A 17,901-nucleotide genomic window follows, 5' to 3' on the forward strand; every position below is an offset into this window, starting at 1 on the left:
GCGGCCGGTCCCGTCGCTACCAGGGCTGGGTGCCGGCCGTCCGGATGCTGGACACGTGTCCGGCCATGCCGGCCTTCCTGGCCCGCGCGTACGCCTCCGGCAGTGCGGCCACCAATGCGTCAACGTCCGCGTCCGTCGATGTATGCCCGAGCGTGAAGCGCTGCGCCCCGCGGGCCTCCTCCTCGGTCAGCCCCATGGCCAGCAGGACGTGGGACGGCCGTGGCACTCCTGCCGTGCAGGCCGAGCCCGTGGACGACTCCACGCCGGCCAGGTCCAGCAGGAAGAGCAGGGAGTCCCCCTCGCAGCCCGGGAACGTGAAGTGCGCGTTGCCGGGCAGGCGCCGGCCCTCCAGGTGGGGATCCGGCGCGCCCCGCAGCACCGCCTCCGGGACGGCGGCAACGACGCCGGCAATCAGCTTCTCCCGCAGGCGCGCCAGCCGCGGGGCTTCTTCTGCCAGTTGGCCGGCGGCCTCCTCCGCCGCCGCGGCGAAGGCCGCGATCGCCGGGGTGTCCAGGGTGCCGGAGCGGATGTCGCGTTCCTGTCCGCCGCCATGCTGGACGGGCGTCAGCTTCACCGAGCGGCCGACCAGCAGCGCGCCCACGCCCACCGGTCCGCCGATCTTGTGGCCGCTGATGGCCATCGTGTCCAGGCCGGAATCCGTGAACGACACCGGCAGGTGCCCGAACGCCTGCACCGCGTCGGAATGCACCGGAATGCCGTGCGGCCGGGCCGCCGCCACGATCTCGGCGACCGGCTGCACGGTGCCCACCTCGTTGTTGGCCCACATCACCGTCACGAGTGCCACGGAACCAGGGTCGGCTTCGATTTCCCGCCGCAGCGCCTCGACGGAGACCACGCCGTCAGCGTCGACCGGCAGCCAGACGGCCTCGGCGCCCTCGTGCCGTTCCAGCCATTCCACCGTGTCCAGCACGGCATGGTGTTCCACCGGGGAGCACAGGATCCGGCGCCGCTTCGGGTCTTCGTCCCGGCGGGCCCAGTACAGGCCCTTGACCGCAAGGTTGTCGGCTTCGGTGCCGCCCGAGGTGAAGATGACTTCACTGGGGTGGGCCCCGGCCGCCGCGGCCAGCGTTTCCCGGGCGTCCTCGACCACGCGGCGGGCGCGCCGGCCGGAGCCGTGCAGCGAGGACGGATTGCCGCTGCGGCTAAGTTCATGGGTGAGTGCGGCCAAGGCCTGCGCCGAAATGGGCGTGGTCGCCGCGTGGTCAAGGTACACGGGCACACCAGAATCTTACCGTCCGGTCCCCGGCTTTCACGAACCGGCCGGGCGCGCAAGCCATTGACTTGCCCGGCGGCGCTTTCTAAAGTCAGGAGCATCGGTTTTAGAAAGTTCCGCAGACCGTGCCGGATTTTCTTGCAGCGCAGCACCGGCAGGGGCGAAGGAACCGAGCTGCAGGAGCCATGATGGAAAACCAGCCGTTCGTGATCGCCGGAGCAGGACTCGCCGGGGCAACCGCCGCCCGCACACTGCGCGAAGAGGGTTACGGCGGTCCACTGGTCCTCCTCGGCGCGGAGAAGCACGAACCGTACATCCGGCCGCCGCTGTCGAAGGCCTACCTGGCCGGCAAGGAAGAGGCCTCCGCGGCCCTGGTGCAGGAACCGGGCTGGTACGCGGACAACAACATCGACCTGCGGACCGGCGTCTCGGCCGCGTCGCTGCACCCCGGCGAGCACTCCCTTCGGCTCTCCGACGGCAGGTCCCTACAGTACAGCCGGCTCCTGCTGGCGACCGGCGCGGCCCCGCGGCGGCTGGACCTGCCCGGATCGGACTTCGCCGGCATCCACTACCTGCGCTCGGTCGAGGACAGCACCGGACTGAAATCCGCCCTGGCGGCCGGCGGCCGGCGGCTGGTCGTCATCGGGACGGGCTGGATCGGCATGGAGGTTGCCGCCACCGCGCGGACCCTGGGCAACGAGGTCACCATGGTCGGCCGGGACCAGGTGCCTCTGCGTGCCGCCCTCGGCTCCGTGATCGGCAACCGGTTCGCGGACAAACACCGCTCCGAAGGCGTCATCATCCGCACCGGCGCGCGCCCGATGGAACTGGCCGGCGAGGACGGACAGGTATCCGAGGTCGTGCTGGACAACGGCGAGCGCCTGCCCGCCGACCTGGTCCTGATTGCCGCTGGGGCTGTGCCCAATACGGCGCTGGCCGAGGCTGCCGGGCTCGCCGTTTCCAACGGGATCGACGCGGACGGCGGCCTGCGCACCTCCGCTGCCGACGTCTTTGCCGCCGGCGACGTCGCCAACGCCTACCACCCGGTCCTCGACGCGCCGCTGCGCAGCGAGCACTGGGCCAACGCGATCGAGCAGGGCAAGACGGCGGCCAAGGCGATGCTCGGGCGGGATGCGGTAAATGACGCGATCCCGTATTTCTACACCGACCAGTTCGATATCGGCATGGAATACTCCGGCTACTTCCCCTGGGCCACGGCTGACCCGGTCATCCGCGGCAGCATCGATTCCCTCGAATTCATCGCCTTCTGGCTGCGTGAGGGAACGGTGGTTGCTGGTATGAATGTAAACATCTGGGATGTCCAGGAACCCATCCAGGACCTGATCCGCTCCCGCCGCCCGGTGGCCGCCGAGGATCTGGCCGATACCGACAAGGAGTTGACCAGCCTGTGAGCCAAGCGGCCCTGCACGGCACGTACCTGCCGGCGCTGGAACACCCGGTGCATACATTCGGCACCCGCCGGATCGACTTCAGCCGGCAGGTCGCCCTGATGGCCATCGTCAACCGGACGCCTGATTCCTTTTACGACGCCGGCAGGACCTTTGCGCTCGACGCGGCGGTGGACGCGGCACTGGATGCCGTGGACGACGGGGCGGACTGGGTGGACATCGGCGGCGTCCCGTTTGCCCCCGGACCGGCACTGTCCGCCGCCGAGGAGGCGGACCGGATCGTCCCGGTGATCGAAGCGGTACGATCCCGGTCCGACGTCGTTATTTCCGCTGATACCTTCCTGCCCGAGGTGGCGCAGGCGAGCATCGCGGCCGGCGCCGATGTCATCAACGACACCACCGGGCTGCGCAACAAGGACCTTGCCGCAGTCGTCGCGGAAAGCGGGGTGCACATCGTCATCACCCACTCGCTCGCGGCGCCCCGCACCGTTTACCCCCGCCCGGAATACGCCGATGTGGTCGCCGAGGTCGGGGACTTCCTCCGCCGCAGGGTGGACGCGGCGCTGGACCTGGGCATCGCCGCGGACAAGATCATCATCGACCCTGGGCATGACCTGAACAAGAACACGCTGCATTCGCTGGAAATCACCAGGCGCTTCCGGGAGATCGCGGATCTCGGGTTCCCCGCCCTGGCCGCAGTCTCGAACAAGGACTTCATCGGCGAGACGCTCGGACAGGAGAAGAAGGACCGTCTGGCCGGCTCGCTGGCGGCTGCGGTGATGTGCATCATGAACGGCGCCCGGATAGTCCGCATGCACAACGTCGGCGAGGCCCGTTCCGCGGTGCGGCTGGTCGAGGCCGCCTTCGGCTGGCGCGAACCGGCATACCTGAGGCACAACATGGGCGACGTCAACGAGCCGGCCCGCGGCTGATACGGAAGGCAGCACATGGCATCGATGGCCGACGGCCTGGCCCCGATCAACCGGATTTTTCCCGAGCCTGTTTCCGCAGTCACGGACGAACAGCTGCTGCGGTGGTACGGCGACGTGCCGGACAAGCGGAACTGGGTCCGCTTCAATTTCGTCTCCAGCCTGGACGGTGCCGCCACGCTGGAGGGTCGGTCCGGCGGGCTGGGCAACGCCGTGGACCAGCATGTGTTCCAGCTGCTGCGGCGGCTGGCCGACGTCATCCTTGTCGGCGCCGGAACCGTGCGCGCCGAAGGATACGGCGGCGACCTGCTGGGGGCCGAGGCCCGGCGGTGGCGTGCCGACCGCGGCATGGCCGAGCACCCCGCCGTCGCCGTCGTCTCCGGCTCGCTGGACCTGGACCCGTCCGGCGCGTTTTTCGGCAAGGCTCCGGTGCGCCCCCTGCTGTTCACCTCGGCCGGGTCCGACCCGGCCCGCAGGAAGGAGCTCGAGGCCGTCGCCGACGTCATCGAATCGGGGCAGGAACGAGTGGAACCGGCCGGGATCGTCCGGGCGTTGGCCGAGCGCGGCCTGCAGCAGATCCACTGCGAGGGCGGGCCGGCGCTGCTGGGCTCCTTCGAAGATGCCGGCCTGGTGGACGAACTCTGCCTGACCGTCAGCCCGCTGCTCGTCGGCGGAACAGGGACGCGGATCGCCAGGTCAGAGGGCGGGCACCGGCCGCAGCCGCTCCGGTTGCAGCACGTCCTCGAATCGGACTCGATGCTGCTCCTGCGCTATGCCTCACACCGTCCCGCGCCCGCGGGCACCCCGGCTGAATTAGGCTAGGATCCCGGGCACGAAGACGGAAAGGCGGCCGTGACTCCACCATCGCATTATGAGACCCTTGGGCTGCCCACCAGCGCCTCGGCCAAACAGATCAAGGCCGCCTACCGCAGGGCCGCGCGCGCAACCCACCCGGACCACGGCGGAGACCCGGCCGCGTTCCGGCAGGTGACGCTGGCCTACGAAGTGCTGAGCAACCCGGACGCCCGCGCCACGTACGACCGGTCCTACGGGGCGGCGGGGGCGCCCGCGCCGGCCAGCGACACCGAGTCCTTCGCGGCCGGGCCGAACTTCACTACCGCCCCGCACCGGGCGCCGGACGGCCGCAACGCGGCCAAGGCCGCGGCGGTGTTCGTTCCGGCCTACGACTCACCCGATGCGTCGGCGGCCGTCCCCCTGGCGCTGGCGCGCCAGCAGATCCACGGCGTACCCCGCAAGCGCGGCATTTTCGGCGCGGCGTCGCGCCTGCAGCGCGAGGCGCGCACGGTGCGCCTGCTCTCCCAGCAGATCCTGCCCGAAATTCCGTCCGCACGGCTGGTGAACGGCCTGCACTCGCCGGACGGGCGCGGCTATATCGACCATGCCCTCCTGGCCGGATACCGCCTGGCCCTGATCGATTCCATGCTGCTGCCCCGCGGCATCTTCCAGTGGAACGGCACCACGCTGCGCAAGGACGGGCGCATCATCGAGCCGCCCCGGCTGGCTCCCGCGGTCCGGCGGATGCAGGATCTGTTCCCCGAGCTGAACGTCCAGGGCTGGACCGTCATTCACGCCCCCGACGGCAACCTGCACGAGCCCGTGATCGACTATGCCCGCGGCTATGATCCGCATTCACATTCCCCGGTGGACGTGGTCAACGCCGCGCGGCTGGTGCGGGAGCTGAAGTTCTTCCTCGCCTCAGGCCCCGCGCCGAATACCGTTCTGGTGCCGGCGCTCGGGAAGCTGCTGGCCGGCATGCACAGGTAGCCGCTCGCGGAGCAGCTGCCCCGGCGGACCGCCCGGCCCCGCCGGCAGGCTGAGCCGGAACGTCTAGGATGAAACCTGTGTTCCGCATTCTCTTCTACACCCCCGAAATCCCCGGCAATACCGGCAATGCCATCCGGCTCGCGGCCATCACCGGCAGCGAACTTCACCTGGTGGAGCCGCTCGGCTTCAGCTTCGAAGACTCCAAGCTCCGCCGGGCCGGACTGGACTACCACGACCTGGCCGTCGTCCACGTACACAAGTCGCTCGAGGAAGCCTGGGAGGCCCTGCAGCCGGAGCGCGTCTTTGCCTTCACGTCCGACGGCGAGCGGTCCTACGTCGACGTGGAGTACCGTCCCGGGGATGTGCTGATGTTCGGCCCGGAGTCGGTCGGCCTGCCCGTTGAGGTCAAGCAGGATCCGCACGTCACCGCGCGGCTGCGGCTCCCGATGCTGCCCTCGCTGCGGTCGCTGAACCTGGCCAACTCCGCTTCCATCGCCGTCTATGAAGCGTGGCGGCAGCACGGATTCGCCGGCGCCAAGCTCTAAGCCGCCGCCGCGTGCCGCCCGGGATTCGCGCAGGTTCCGCGGCTATGCTGGAAACCTATGGACACGCCACTGCCCCGCGACAAAGCATCCGCCAACGCCGACGACTTCGAACCCGGTTCCTACGCTGAGCAGGAGCCCGCGGCAGAGGCGTCCGATGATTCCTCGGTTCTGCATGCGGACCAGCTGACGGTGGAGGACGAAATTCCGGAGCGGCGCCCGATGCCGCGGCGCACGAAGCTGGTGCTGCTGGTGGTCGCCGCCGTGGTGCTGATCGTCGGAGCGTTTGCCGCGGTGCAGACCCTGGGCCGTTCCCCCGGCGACGCGGTCCTCGGGGCGGGAGACGTGGTGAAGACCAGCGTCGAGGGCGAGAACGGAGCCGCCGCGGATGTGGCCGTGTCCGCGGACCGCAACGCCGCCGTCGTTACTTTCCGCAACCTCCCCGCGCCCGGCAACGGACAGGTCTACCAGCTATGGAAGATACCGGCCAGCGGTTCGGCGCCGGTCTCCGTCGGCTCGCTGAGCAGCGAAAACATCAGCGGCGAAGAGCCGGCGGTGGTGGAGAATATCTCGGGCTACAAGGCGGCGGCCCTGACCCTCGAGGCCCGCGGCGGAGCCCAGTCCCCGACCCCGCCGTTCACCCTTGAAATGAAACTCGCCGAGTAGGCCCGGCGCGGGACCGGCGGCCCTCAGGAACCCGCCGGTCCCGGAAGGCGCCATCGTCCCGCCAGGTCAGAAGCCGGCGATCGTGGACGGCGTGTTGATGCCGACCACGTGGAAGGCCTCCGCGCTGGAGCCCTCCGGAAGGCCGCCGCGCCGCGCGTTCTCCTGCATCATCGCCTTGACCCGGCTTTCCATTTCCGTGACGTCCGGGTGCTGGCTGGCATGGACCCGGATGGCCGCGATCTTGACGTCGACCAGGTCCGTCACGTCCACGTAGTGGTTCTCCCGCTCCCGCGGAGCCCCGTAGAACCAGAGGTACGGAAGTTTGTAGGCCGGCAGCCCGCCGGCCGCCAGCTCCGGATAGGCGTAGGGGTTTTCGACCGCCGGGTAGACCGCCCTGGTGACGGCCTCGCCGCAGGCCAGATGGTCCGGGTGGCTCTTCTGGATCCGGTCCCAGGCGCGTTCCGGGTGCATGGCAAGCACGATCTCGGGCCGGATGCGGCGTATCAGTTCTACGGTCTTGCCGATGACCTCATAGCTGGGTTCGAGGAAGCCGTCGCGCTCGTGGAAATAGTGGATGCCGCGCGCGCCGGTGATCCGCGCTGCCTCTTCCTGCTCCGCCGTCCGCCGCGCCACGATGTCCGGGCGGTGGGCCTCATCGAAGCCTCCGGCATCGCCGTCGGTCATGATGCAGTAGCTGACGTCGCTGCCGGCGGCAGCCCAGCGGGCGATCGTCCCCGCCGCCCCGAAATCGAGGTCGTCCGGGTGGGCGGCAAAAACCAGGACGCGCGCCGGCGCCAGCGGGGCGCCGGCTTCTTCCGGTTCGACCACGGCCGCCGCTAGCTCTTCCGCTTGCGGATCTCGGCCGCAGCCTGCGGCAGGACCTTGAACAGGTCGCCCACGATGCCGAAGTCCGCGATCTCGAAGACCGGGGAGTCCGGATCCTTGTTCACTGCCACGATCACCTTGGACGTCTGCATGCCGGCCTTCTGCTGGATGGCGCCCGAGATGCCGGCGGAGATGTAAAGCTGCGGCGAAACCGTCTGGCCGGTCTGGCCCACCTGCGCCGAGTGCTCGATCCAGCCTGCATCCGTAGCCGCGCGGGAGGCACCGACCGCTCCGCCGAGGGCGTCCGCCAGGTCCTCGACCGCGGAGAAGTCCCCGTTCACGCCGCGGCCGCCGGCGACGACGACGCGTGCCTCGGAAAGTTCCGGACGCCCGCTGGAGGCCTTTTCCGACCGGCCGGTGATCCGGGCCGCGGGCGCGCCGGCGGGCACCGGGACCGTCTCGGTCCGGGGCGACGTGGCCTGCGGGACCGTTTCGGCCTCGATGCTGTTGGCCTTGAACGTGATGATGGGCGTCCCGGTCCGGACCTGCGCGTCTACCGTGTAGGCGCCGGCCAGCACGCTCTTGGTAGCCGTGAAGTCATTGGCAACCGCAATGGCATCGGTAACGACACCGCTGCGGCGCTTGATGGACAGCCGGCCGGCGATCTCCTTGCCGTCGAAGGTGTTGGGCAGGAGGACCGCCTGCGGCTGCGTCCGGTCCATGGCCGCCGCGAGGAAGTCCGCCTTGCGGACGGCGAGGACATCGTCCAGGTCCGCGGAGTCCGCGTGGACGACGGCGGCGGTGCCGTACTCGCCGAGGGCCGCAACCAGGCCGTCACTGACCGGCCCGGGGACCGCAGCCACGGGCTCGCCGAGGCTGCGCGCGAGCGTCAGCAGTTCCCGGTGGCTCTTATGCAGGGCGCCGTCCGGAGTGTCGATGAAGACAAGAATGTTGGTCATGTTCGTGGAATCCTTTCCGGTCCGCCGCCGCTACAGCAATTTCTGGCCGGCAAGGAAGTCGGCCAGGCGGATGCCGGCATCGCCCTCATCGGTGATGATGGTTCCTTGCGCACGCGCCGGGCGGGGCTTGGCCTCGACGACGGACGTCCAGGCGCCCGCGGCGCCGACCTCCGCCGCATCCAGGCCGAGGTCCGCAAGGGAAAGCTGCGTGATGGACTTCTTCTTGGCCGCCAGGATGCCCTTGAAGTTCGGGTAGCGCGGCTCGTTGATCTGGTCGGTCACGGACACCAGCGCGGGCAGCGGCGCCTCTAGGGTGGCCGAGTGGCTGTCCGACTCCCGCCGGGCCGTCACGGTGTTCCCCGCGACCGCCAGTTCCGAGGCGAACGTGATTTGGGCCAGACCGAGGCGCTCCGCCAGCTGGGCGGGGACCAGCGAGGTCTCGCCGTCCGTGGAAGCCATGCCGGTCAGGACCAGGTCCACGTTGCCCAGCGTGCGGATCGCCGCCGCCAGCGCCAGGGAGGTTCCGGCCGCGTCGGAGCCGGACAGGGCATCGTCGCAGACGTGGAGGCCCTGCGTCGCACCGATCTGCAGCGATTTCTTGACAGCGTTGACCGCCGCCGCGGGGCCCATGGTCAGGGCGGTGACGACGTTGCCGGCCTTGGGGCCGCCGCGGGCTTCCGAAAGCTGCAGCGCGGCTTCGAGGGCGTACTCATCAAGCTCGGAGAGGATGCTCTCGTCCCGTTCCAGGGTGTAATCGTCGTCGGACAAATGGCGGTCGAACTGGGCGTCCGGTACGTGCTTAACCAGAACCACAATGTTCAGGGCAGGATCCTGCATCGTTGCTTCGTCTTCCTTCCGCGGTGCCCCGCAATGCTCTGCCGGTACAACTTACCTAACCATACCGGCAGCGGGGCGGACGAACGGGCCCGGCCCCGAACCGGAACGGCCGCGTCCCCCGATGCGGGGAACGCGGCCGTACTCAACCGGTGGGGTCACTTGCCGGGATTTTCGCCGATCTTCACGTCCACGGTCTGCTCATTGCCTCCGCGCAGGACCTTCAGGGCTACGGTGCTGCCGACTGCATGTTCGCGGATGGCCGCGGTCAGGGAGACGCTGTCCTCGATAACCCGGTCTTCGACGGCAGTGATGACATCGCCCTTGCGCAGGCCGGCTTCGTCAGCCGGAGATCCATTGACCACGTCCGCGACCTCCGCCCCGACGGAGAACTGGGTTCCGCCGCTGGAGTTGTCGGAGGCCTTGGCCGTGACGCTCACGCCCAGATAGCCGTGCGTGGCCTTCCCGTTCTTGATCAGCTCGTCGGCGATCCGCTGGGCGTAGTTGCCCGGGATCGCGAAGCCGACGCCGATGCTGCCGCTGTCCTGGCTGGCCGAAGCGATCGCGACGTTGACGCCGATGACGTCGCCCTTGGTGTCCACGAGGGCGCCGCCGGAGTTTCCGTGGTTGATGGCGGCGTCCGTCTGGATGACGTTGAGGTAGATGCTGCCGCCGGACGAGGAGGAGGAATTGCCGTTGGAGTTCTCGTCCGGGAACTGGAAGTTCCACTGGTCGTTCGGGGCGGGGCTCTGTTCTTCCTTCGGGGCTTCGGAGGACGAGACGCTGATGGTGCGGCTCAGCGTCGAAATGATGCCGTCCGTCACCGTGCCGCTGAGCCCCAGCGGGGCGCCGATGGCGATGGCCGTATCTCCGACGTTGAGCTTGTCCGAGTCGGCGAACGACGCCGGCGTCAGCCCGTCTGCCTCGATTTTGATCACGGCCAGGTCCGAGAGCGGGTCGGTCCCGACGACCTTGGCCTCGTGGACCTGGCCATCGCTCGTGCGCACCTCGAGGGTGGGGTTCGAGGCTTGGCCGCCAAGGGTGACCACGTGGGTGTTCGTCAGGATGTGGCCCTCGCCGTCGAGGATGATGCCGGAGCCGGAGCCGCCGGAGTTCCCCGACGCGACCGAGATCGTGACCACGCTCGGCGACGCCTTGGCTGCGGCCGCGGTGATTTCGTTGACGGAGTCGGTGTTGTTGACGATCAACTGCTGGGCCGACGCGCCCGCCACGGATGCGACCGAGCCGCCCGCCAGGGATTGTGCCCCGACGGCCACGCCGCCGCCGGCCAGGCCCGCCAGCAGCATGCCCGCCACCAGGGTCCCGCTGCCGAAACGTTTCTTCGCCGATGGTTTCGCGGCCGGCGCCGGACCCGCCCCGAAGGCCTGCGGCTGCCCGAAGGACTGTCCCGGATACTGGCCGTAGGACGGCGCGGAGTGGGGATACTGCCCTTGGCTCCCGCCCTGTCCGTACGACGGCAGGCCGTATGACCGCTGGCCCGAACCGTCCGGCCGCTGCCAGCCGGAGATCGGCTGGGTGGCCTGTGCCGACGTTGGGATGGACTGGGTATCGGCGGAGGCGGACGCCCCCGGTGCCTGGTCGGCCGACGATGACCGGTCGGTATGGCCCTGGCCGGACGCAGGAGGAGTCTGCGGCTGCGGCGGCACTGCCGGGTTGTACCGGGGGTCGCCATCCCGATTGTGCTCAGACATGGTCTTCCTTTCTCGAAGCTGTTTCCACTATGCCTCGCTGCGCTGGGACTACGGCGCACGTTGGCTGGAAGTTATCTGGGAAGATGCCGAACGCCACACCGCCTTGCCCACCGGCGGAACCCTCTTCTGACCTTGGGCGTTGGTTCGGTAGACGCTCCCGCGGACGCACCATAGAATCGCAAGTGGGGGCGGGACGGAGGGTCTGCCTCTGGCAGCCGACACCATATCAGGCCGCCGTCCATGACTGCACCACCAGGTGCTGAAGGGTTCTTGATGCGACCATTGCTCGCGCGGTTAGGGGCCGCTCTCGGCCTGTCGATAGTGCTCATGTCCCCTGCCGCAGCCATGGCCGAGCCTCCGGTCGACATTCCGCCCGGCGAGTTCGTGGTGGACCAGGCGAACGTCCTGGGTGCGGACAAGGCCGAGGTGGAAAACGCGGTCGAGGATTTGCGGCAGGAGCACGGGCTCGGCCTCTTCGTGGTCTACGTGGACACTTTCGAGGACCCGGCCGATCCGCACGACTGGCTCGTGGCGACGGCGCGAAACAAGGGCTTGGGCAGCTCGGACAGCATGCTCGCGGTGGCCGTCGAGTCCCGCAAGGCGTGGTTCCAGTCGGCCGAAGGCAGCGCGATCCGGCCGTACGACCAGCAGATTTTCCAGTCCATCAGCCCGGCCCTGTCCCGCGGCGATTGGGCCGAGGCCGGCGTGCTGGCCGCCCAGGCCGTCTCCGATGTCGCGTCCGGCGGCAGCGGGGACGTGGGCTCTGCATCTTCCGGAGGCTCGCTGGCGCCCGTGCTGCTGCTCGGCGGCGTCGTCGCTGCCGGCGGCGTGGGCACCTACCTCTACGTGAAGAACAAGCGCCGGCGGGGTCCCGGACAACGGCAGCAGCACATCCAGGTCGGCCCTGACGGCCGTCCGCTGGACCCGCACCAGGCCATGAGCGTCGAGGACCTGAGGAAAAAGGCAGGCAGCCTGCTCATTGCCGCGGATGATGCCATCAAGTCGAGCGAGCAGGAGCTGGGCTTTGCCATGGCCCAGTACGGCGAGGACGCCGTCAAGCCGTTCTCCGATGACATCGCTGCGGCCAAGACCCACATGATGGAATCCTTCAAACTCCAGCAGCAGCTCGACGACCATATTCCGGACACCGAGGACCAGCAGCGGGCCTGGCTCGGGGACATCATCCGGCGCTGCGAGGCAGTCAGCGCGTCCCTCCAGGAGCACAAAGAGGACTTCGACGCGCTGCGCGAGCTGGAGAAGAATGCGCCCGCGGCGCTGGCCGACGCACGCAGCTCCGCGGAGGCGGCCCGGGGCCGGCTTCAAGCCGGCCGGGGCACCCTGGACCAGCTGCGCTCGCGCTACGCGGACTCGGCCCTGCAGCAGGTTGCCGACAACATCGACCAGGCCCAGGAACGCCTCGACTTCGTCGCGAACGCCGGAGCAACCGCGGAGGAGAAGCTGGCCGCCGGGGACCGGAGCGCCGCCGTCGTTGCCGTTCGGGCCGCGGAGGAGAGCGTCCACCAAGCCAATGTGCTGCTGGACGCGATCGACAAGACCGCCAGGGACCTCGACGGAGCCAGGGACACGCTGGAACGCACTGTGGCGGACACGGCCCAGGACCTCGCCCAGGCCCGGGCGCTGATCGCCAACGGCCAGCACCCGGAACTCGCCGGGCCGGCCGCGCAGGTCGAGACTGCCCTGGACACGGTGAAGCGCGAAATCGCGGGCGGCCGGACCGATCCGATTGCCCTGGTCCAGCGGCTCGAAGCGGCCAACTCGGAGCTGGACCAGGCACTCGCCGGTGTACGGGACGCGCAGGACCGGGCGCGCCGCGCCCGGGAGGCCCTCCAGCATGCCATCATGTCCGCCCAGGCGCAGATCTCCGGCACCTCGGACTACATCCGGGCGCGGCGCGGCGGCGTCGGCAGCGAAGCCAGGACCCGCCTTGCGGAAGCCGAGCGGAACCTCGACTACGCCATCCAGATCGCCGACTCGGATCCGGAGCAGGCCCTCAACTACGCCCAGCAGGCCAGTGCCCTTGCGCAGCAGGCCAGCCAGATGGCCCAGCAGGATGTCGACGGCTTCGGCGGCATGGGCGGTTTCGGCGGAGGAGGCATGTTCGGCGGACGCGGCGGCGGCCTAGGCGGCGCCATCCTCGGCGGCATCCTGATCGACTCCATTCTCCACGGCGGCCACCACGGCGGCGGCGGCTTCGGCGGCGACGGCGGCGGCTTCGGCGGCGGCGACGTCTTCGGGGGCGGCGGCTTCGGCGGCTTCGGCGGAGGATTCGGAGGTGGCGGATTCGGCGACGGCGGAGGTGCCGGCGGCAACTTCTAACAAGAGATGGACTCGACCAGCCTGACGGCTGTCACGGAAACCAGATAGCAGATCGAAAGGTAATCCCTGTGGTAAAGCAATCAATTTTCGGCCGTATCTCCCAGCTGGCCAAAGCCAACGTCAATGCCCTGCTCGACCAGGCCGAGGATCCGCAGAAAATGCTGGACCAGATGGTCCGGGACTACTCGAACAACATCGCAGAGGCCGAAAGCGCCGTCGCCCAGACCATCGGCAACCTGCGGATGCTCCAGGACGACCATAACGAGGACATGGAGAACGCCCGCAGCTGGGGCAACAAGGCGCTGGCCGCCAGCCGGAAGGCGGACGAGTACCGGGCCTCCGGCGACACCGTCGATGCCGAGAAATTCGACAGCCTCGCCAAGGTCGCCATCCAGCGGCAGATTGCCGCCGAGAACGAGGCGCGGGGCGTCGAACCGACCATCGCGTCGCAGACCGAAGTCGTCGAGAAGCTCAAGACGGGCCTCAACCAGATGAAGGGCAAGCTGACCGAGCTGCAGAACAAGCGCAATGAGCTGGTTGCCCGCTCGCGCACCGCTGCCGCCCAGTCGCAGGTCCACGACGCGCTCAAGAGCATCGACATCATGGATCCGACGAGCGAGGTCAGCCGCTTCGAGGAGAAGGTCCGCCGGGAAGAGGCCCGCGTCCGCGGAGCCAACGAACTCGCGGCGTCCAGCCTCGACGCCCAGTTCGAAAGCCTGGAAGATCTGGGCGAGCAGACCGAAATCGAAGCACGTCTGGCCGCGCTGAAGTCCGGCACGGCGCCGGCCTCGCTCGAGTCGGGGCAGTAACCGCAGCCGCACAGGGGCGGGGCGGCGGATCAACCGATCTGCCGCCCCGCTTTGCTGCCTCAAGCGCCGGTGTCCCCGCCGCCGGACCCCTCACTGCCCGGCCGGCTGCTCCGTCCCGCGGCCGGAGTGGTCCGCGTATTTGCGCCGAACGGCCAGCGGCAGGACCACCCACATCAGCACCAGCAGCAGGACCAGCACGGCCGCTGTGATGGTGGCAGCCGTCCGGCCCAGCACCATGTCGAAAATGAGCCATGTCGTACCGATCAGGATGAGTCCGGCGAACAGCATGGCTCCGCGAATGATCCGATCGCTGTTTTCCACCAAGGCCAGCCGGATGTGCCGCCGAAAGAAGACCCGGTGCATGTTCACGGCCGTCAGCAGCAGCGCCGTGATGCTCGCGGAAACGAAGACCAGGGCCAGGTAGACGGCGACCTGCAGGCCGTCCAGCTCGGCAAACTTCGCCTGGAAGGGCAATGTGAGCAGGAATCCCGCCAGGATCTGGATGCCTGTCTGCATCACCCGCACTTCCTGCAGGAGCTCGTACCAGTTCCGGTCCAGCTTCTCCGCAGGTGTTTCATTACGTCCGCGCGGAGGCTCCTCGAGTTCGTCGCGGGAATCAGTGCCCATGAGCCGACACTAGCGCGGACCGGCGGATCCGGTGCGGATTTTGCGGGAAATGCAGGAAGGCCCCGGCCGGATTCCTCCGGTCGGGACCTTCATTCGTTGCGGGGAGAGGATTTGAACCTCTGACCTCTGGGTTATGAGCCCAGCGAGCTACCGAACTGCTCCACCCCGCGGCGCTCTAAATACCTTACAGGCCGCGGGGTGGCTGGGCAAATCGGCCGCTACGGCGCCGGCGTTTCCGTCGGAGCCGGGGTGGCCTGGCCTTCGGCCGGCGGGGTCTCGCCGGTGATCTTGCCTTCGGCTTCTATGGCCTTGCGCAGCGCCGCCTGCAGCTTCTCCTGCGCCTTGCCATACGCCGCGAAGTCGCCCTCGGCCAGTGCCGCCTGGCCTTCCTGGATGGCGGCCGAAGCAGCCTGGAGCGCATCCTGCAGCGTCTTCTGGTTGTCCACCTCTGCAGGAGGGCCGCCGGCGTCCTCCGGAGTCTCCCCTACGTTCCCCTGGTCTCCCGTGGTCGCGCCGGAGTCACCTTGGAAGACCTGGTCGAGGGCCTCGGACAGGGTCGGGGCGAAGCCGACTTCCTCGCCGAAGCTGACCAGCACCCGGCGCAGGGTCGGGTAGGAAGAGGCTCCGGAGGACTGCACGTAGACCGGCTGCACATACAGGATGCCGCCGCCGACGGGCAGCGTCAGCAGGTTGCCGTTGATGACCTCGGAGGCGCCCTGCCGCAGCAGGTTCAGTGCCTGCGAGACCGTCGTGTCCGAGTTGAACAGGTTCTGGGCCTGTCCCGGGCCCGGGACGGTGATCTCGCGCGGCAATTCAAGCAGCCTGAGCTTGCCGTAGTCTTCCGATTTCACGCCGTCCTTGCCGGTACCCGCGTCGGCCTCCGCGGACAGGAAGCCGTAGAGCACGTTGCGCGGCTCGCCGCCCGGCGCCACGAATGGAATGAACGGGGTCGTCAGCGAGAACGCCGCCGTGTCCTGGCCCGGCATCTTGAGCGACAGGTAGTACGCGGGCTGTTTGACGTCCGTATTGGCGCCCAGCGTGGGATCGGTCGGGACGCTCCAGGCGTCGCTGTTCTCGTAGAAGCGGCCGACGTCCGTCACGTGGTAGCGGGCGAGCAGTTCGCGCTGCACCTTGAACAGGTCCTCCGGATAGCGCACGTGCGCCATCAGTTCGGCGGACATCTCCTTGTACGGCTTCAGCGTGGTCGGGAAGACCTTCTGCCAGGCCTGGAGCAGCGGGTCCTGGTCATCCCAGGCGTAGAGATCCACCGAGCCGTCGTAGGCATCCACGGTCGCCTTGACGGCGTTCCGGATGTAGTTGATGTCCTCCGGCGGCAGCGCGACCGCACGGCCTTCGGCGGTCTGGGTGTCCTGCGTGGCCCGTTCCAGCTGCTGCGGGGTCGAGTACGGGAAGTGTTCGCTGGTGGTGTAGGCATCCACGATCCACTTGACCCGGCCGTCCACGATTGCGGGATAGGGGTTGCCGTCCACGGTCAGGTAGGGCGCGACCTTTTCCACACGCTCGCGGGGATTGCGGTCGTAAAGGATCTGCGACTCGGAGTTGACCGTGTCGGAGAGCATCAGGTCCGTGGACTGGAACTTCAGCGCGTAGACGAGCCGGTTGAACCAGTTGCCGATGCTCGGACCGCCCTCGCCCGTGAACGTGTTGCGCGATTCGGTGTCCGCTCCGGCGCTCTGCGGGCGGTCGATTTCCACGGGCGACGCGCCCTCCGGGGCACCGACGACCGAATAGTCCGGCGAGGACTCGCCGAAGTAGATGCGCGGCTCGTAGGTCGAGTCGTCCCCCAGCTTGCCGGTCGAGGGAATTCCGCTCAGCAGGAACGACGGCTTGCCGTCCGCCTGCACCTGGGAACCTGCGGCGGCCACGACTCCGTAGCCGTGCGTGTAGAGGACGTGCTCGTTGACCCAGCCGGACGGGATGCCGCCGGTGTTCAGTTCGCGGACCGCGATGACGGTGTCCTGCACCTTGCCGTCGATGTTGTAGCGGTCCACGTTGAGCGTGTCGGAGAACTGGTAGTACTGGCGGAACTGCTCGAGCTGGGCGAATGCATTGGACACCAGGTTCGGGTCCAGCAGGCGGATGTTCGCCGTCGTTTCGGCATCCTGGCGCAGGGCGCCGGCTTCGGCGTTCACGGTGGCGTCGTAGGACGTGACCTCCGTGTCCTCGAGCCCATAGGCCAGGCGGGTCAGGCCGATGTTGCGTTCAATGTAGTCGGCTTCGAGGTTGCGCTCGTTAGGCGTGACCTGGAAGCGCTGGACCACCCACGGGTAGACGCCGCCCGCGAGGATCGCCGTCACCACCAGCATGGCCGTGCCGACCAGCGGGAGCCGCCAGCGGTTCATCACGGCGGCCACGACGAACAGGATCGCGACGATGATCGCGGCGACGGAGAGGATCGCCTTGGTCGGAATGACCGCGTGCACGTCCGTGTAGAGGGCGCCGGTCCAGCTGCCCGAGTTGGACTGCACTGTGCTGTAGCGGTCCAGCCAGTAGTTCACGCCCTGGAGGACCAGGAACAGCGCCGCGAAAACGGCGACGTGGATGCGTGCTGCGTTAGAGGCGAAAAAGCCCTTTTCCTCCAGCCGGATTCCGCCGTAGAGGTAATGGGTGAGCAGGCCGGCGATGCCGGCGATCAGCACGACGCTGACCAGGAAACCCGTGATGAAGCCGAGGAACGGCAGGGTATTGAGGTAGAAGCTGTAGTCCAGGCCGAACTGGGGGTCCTGCTGGCCGAACGGCACCTGGTTGAAGAACAGCAGGACTGTCTGCCATGCGGACGCCGCGGCGGTGCCGGCAAAGCCGCCGAGCACGATCGGGATGCCGACCATCAGCAGCTTGCGCACCGGTTCGAGCTGTTCCTGGTACCGGTTGAGGTTGTCCTGCATGGCATTGTCAGGCGCGTACACCGGACGGGAACGGTAGGCCACGCGGAGGCTCAGGTAGACCGACACCGCCATCACGAGGAACGCGACGACGAAGATCGCGATCCGGGTGCCGTTTTCCTTGAGGAAGACTTCCAGATACCCCAGCTGGTCGTACCACAGGATATCCGCGTAAACCTGCGAAAAGAACACGAAGGCGACCACGAGGACGGCCACCACAATCAGGGTGGGTACCAGGGGCGAACGCTTCTTCTTCAGCGGACTTGGTGCTGTTGGCCGGTCGTCAAAGGGCCGGTCTGATCCGAAAGTCACTCTCTACCTCATTGTCTG

General features: G+C 68.4%; 16 protein-coding genes and 1 tRNA gene. 9 read left to right on the top strand and 8 right to left on the bottom strand.

Going from position 1 to position 17,901, the window contains the following annotated elements:
• Positions 1-16: 16 nt before the first annotated feature.
• Positions 17-1,240, bottom strand: a complete 1,224-nt coding sequence (locus AHIS1636_RS06860) for a cysteine desulfurase family protein (RefSeq protein WP_264795070.1) — start codon at positions 1,238-1,240, stop codon at positions 17-19.
• A gap of 179 nt (positions 1,241-1,419) precedes the next feature.
• Between AHIS1636_RS06860 and AHIS1636_RS06865 the strand changes: the two genes are divergently transcribed.
• From AHIS1636_RS06865 to AHIS1636_RS06890, 6 genes are all read left to right on the top strand, one after another.
• The gene (locus AHIS1636_RS06865) at positions 1,420-2,646 is read left to right on the top strand and encodes an NAD(P)/FAD-dependent oxidoreductase (RefSeq protein ID WP_264795071.1); all 1,227 of its coding nucleotides are present in this window, start codon (positions 1,420-1,422) and stop codon (positions 2,644-2,646) included.
• Entirely contained in the window at positions 2,643-3,575 is a 933-nt protein-coding gene (gene folP, locus AHIS1636_RS06870) for a dihydropteroate synthase (RefSeq protein ID WP_264795072.1), read from the top strand. The genes AHIS1636_RS06865 and folP overlap by 4 nt, the downstream gene beginning before the upstream one ends.
• Positions 3,576-3,590: 15 nt before the next feature.
• Positions 3,591-4,394 carry a pyrimidine reductase family protein gene (locus AHIS1636_RS06875; RefSeq protein WP_264795073.1) on the top strand — a complete coding sequence of 268 codons (804 nt, stop codon included), beginning with the start codon at positions 3,591-3,593 and terminating at the stop codon, positions 4,392-4,394.
• Positions 4,395-4,424: 30 nt separating this feature from the next.
• Positions 4,425-5,357: a J domain-containing protein gene (locus AHIS1636_RS06880; protein WP_264795074.1), complete on the top strand. Its 933-nt coding sequence runs from the start codon at positions 4,425-4,427 to the stop codon at positions 5,355-5,357.
• A 77-nt stretch (positions 5,358-5,434) separates the two neighbouring features.
• Positions 5,435-5,902 (top strand): tRNA (cytidine(34)-2'-O)-methyltransferase, encoded by a 468-nt coding sequence (locus AHIS1636_RS06885; RefSeq protein ID WP_264795075.1) that lies wholly within the window; start codon positions 5,435-5,437, stop codon positions 5,900-5,902.
• A gap of 57 nt (positions 5,903-5,959) precedes the next feature.
• Complete coding sequence (locus AHIS1636_RS06890; RefSeq protein ID WP_264795076.1) at positions 5,960-6,565, top strand: anti-sigma factor; 606 nt, start codon at positions 5,960-5,962, stop codon at positions 6,563-6,565.
• A 66-nt stretch (positions 6,566-6,631) separates the two neighbouring features.
• On the opposite strand, the gene AHIS1636_RS06895 is transcribed toward AHIS1636_RS06890, so the two are convergent.
• The 4 genes from AHIS1636_RS06895 to AHIS1636_RS06910 form a co-directional block, all read right to left on the bottom strand.
• Positions 6,632-7,393 (bottom strand): PIG-L deacetylase family protein, encoded by a 762-nt coding sequence (locus AHIS1636_RS06895; RefSeq protein WP_264795077.1) that lies wholly within the window; start codon positions 7,391-7,393, stop codon positions 6,632-6,634.
• 8 nt (positions 7,394-7,401) lie between these two features.
• Positions 7,402-8,349 carry an electron transfer flavoprotein subunit alpha/FixB family protein gene (locus AHIS1636_RS06900; RefSeq protein ID WP_264795078.1) on the bottom strand — a complete coding sequence of 316 codons (948 nt, stop codon included), beginning with the start codon at positions 8,347-8,349 and terminating at the stop codon, positions 7,402-7,404.
• Between the two features lie 30 nt (positions 8,350-8,379).
• Entirely contained in the window at positions 8,380-9,186 is an 807-nt protein-coding gene (locus AHIS1636_RS06905; protein WP_264795079.1) for an electron transfer flavoprotein subunit beta/FixA family protein, read from the bottom strand.
• A 155-nt stretch (positions 9,187-9,341) separates the two neighbouring features.
• Positions 9,342-10,895 (bottom strand): S1C family serine protease, encoded by a 1,554-nt coding sequence (locus AHIS1636_RS06910; RefSeq protein WP_264795080.1) that lies wholly within the window; start codon positions 10,893-10,895, stop codon positions 9,342-9,344.
• Between AHIS1636_RS06910 and AHIS1636_RS06915 the strand changes: the two genes are divergently transcribed.
• The 3 genes from AHIS1636_RS06915 to AHIS1636_RS06925 all read left to right on the top strand — a co-directional run bounded on the left by AHIS1636_RS06915 (position 10,894) and on the right by AHIS1636_RS06925 (position 14,041).
• Complete coding sequence (locus AHIS1636_RS06915; RefSeq protein ID WP_264795081.1) at positions 10,894-11,025, top strand: hypothetical protein; 132 nt, start codon at positions 10,894-10,896, stop codon at positions 11,023-11,025. The two genes, AHIS1636_RS06910 and AHIS1636_RS06915, sit on opposite strands and share 2 nt — an antisense overlap.
• A gap of 143 nt (positions 11,026-11,168) precedes the next feature.
• Positions 11,169-13,232 (top strand): TPM domain-containing protein, encoded by a 2,064-nt coding sequence (locus AHIS1636_RS06920; protein WP_373875795.1) that lies wholly within the window; start codon positions 11,169-11,171, stop codon positions 13,230-13,232.
• 68 nt (positions 13,233-13,300) lie between these two features.
• A complete protein-coding gene (locus AHIS1636_RS06925; RefSeq protein ID WP_264795083.1) occupies positions 13,301-14,041 on the top strand; it encodes a PspA/IM30 family protein in 741 nt (246 codons plus the stop codon).
• 90 nt (positions 14,042-14,131) lie between these two features.
• On the opposite strand, the gene AHIS1636_RS06930 is transcribed toward AHIS1636_RS06925, so the two are convergent.
• The 3 genes from AHIS1636_RS06930 to AHIS1636_RS06940 form a co-directional block, all read right to left on the bottom strand.
• Entirely contained in the window at positions 14,132-14,668 is a 537-nt protein-coding gene (locus AHIS1636_RS06930) for a DUF6328 family protein (protein ID WP_264795084.1), read from the bottom strand.
• A gap of 96 nt (positions 14,669-14,764) precedes the next feature.
• Positions 14,765-14,838: transfer RNA gene (locus tag AHIS1636_RS06935), tRNA-Met, on the bottom strand.
• Positions 14,839-14,886: 48 nt separating this feature from the next.
• Positions 14,887-17,883, bottom strand: coding sequence for a UPF0182 family membrane protein (locus AHIS1636_RS06940; RefSeq protein ID WP_373875796.1), 2,997 nt, complete (start codon positions 17,881-17,883; stop codon positions 14,887-14,889).
• Positions 17,884-17,901 lie beyond the last annotated feature (18 nt).

This window comes from Arthrobacter mangrovi, from assembly GCF_026011795.1.
Lineage (GTDB): Bacteria > Actinomycetota > Actinomycetes > Actinomycetales > Micrococcaceae > Crystallibacter > Crystallibacter mangrovi.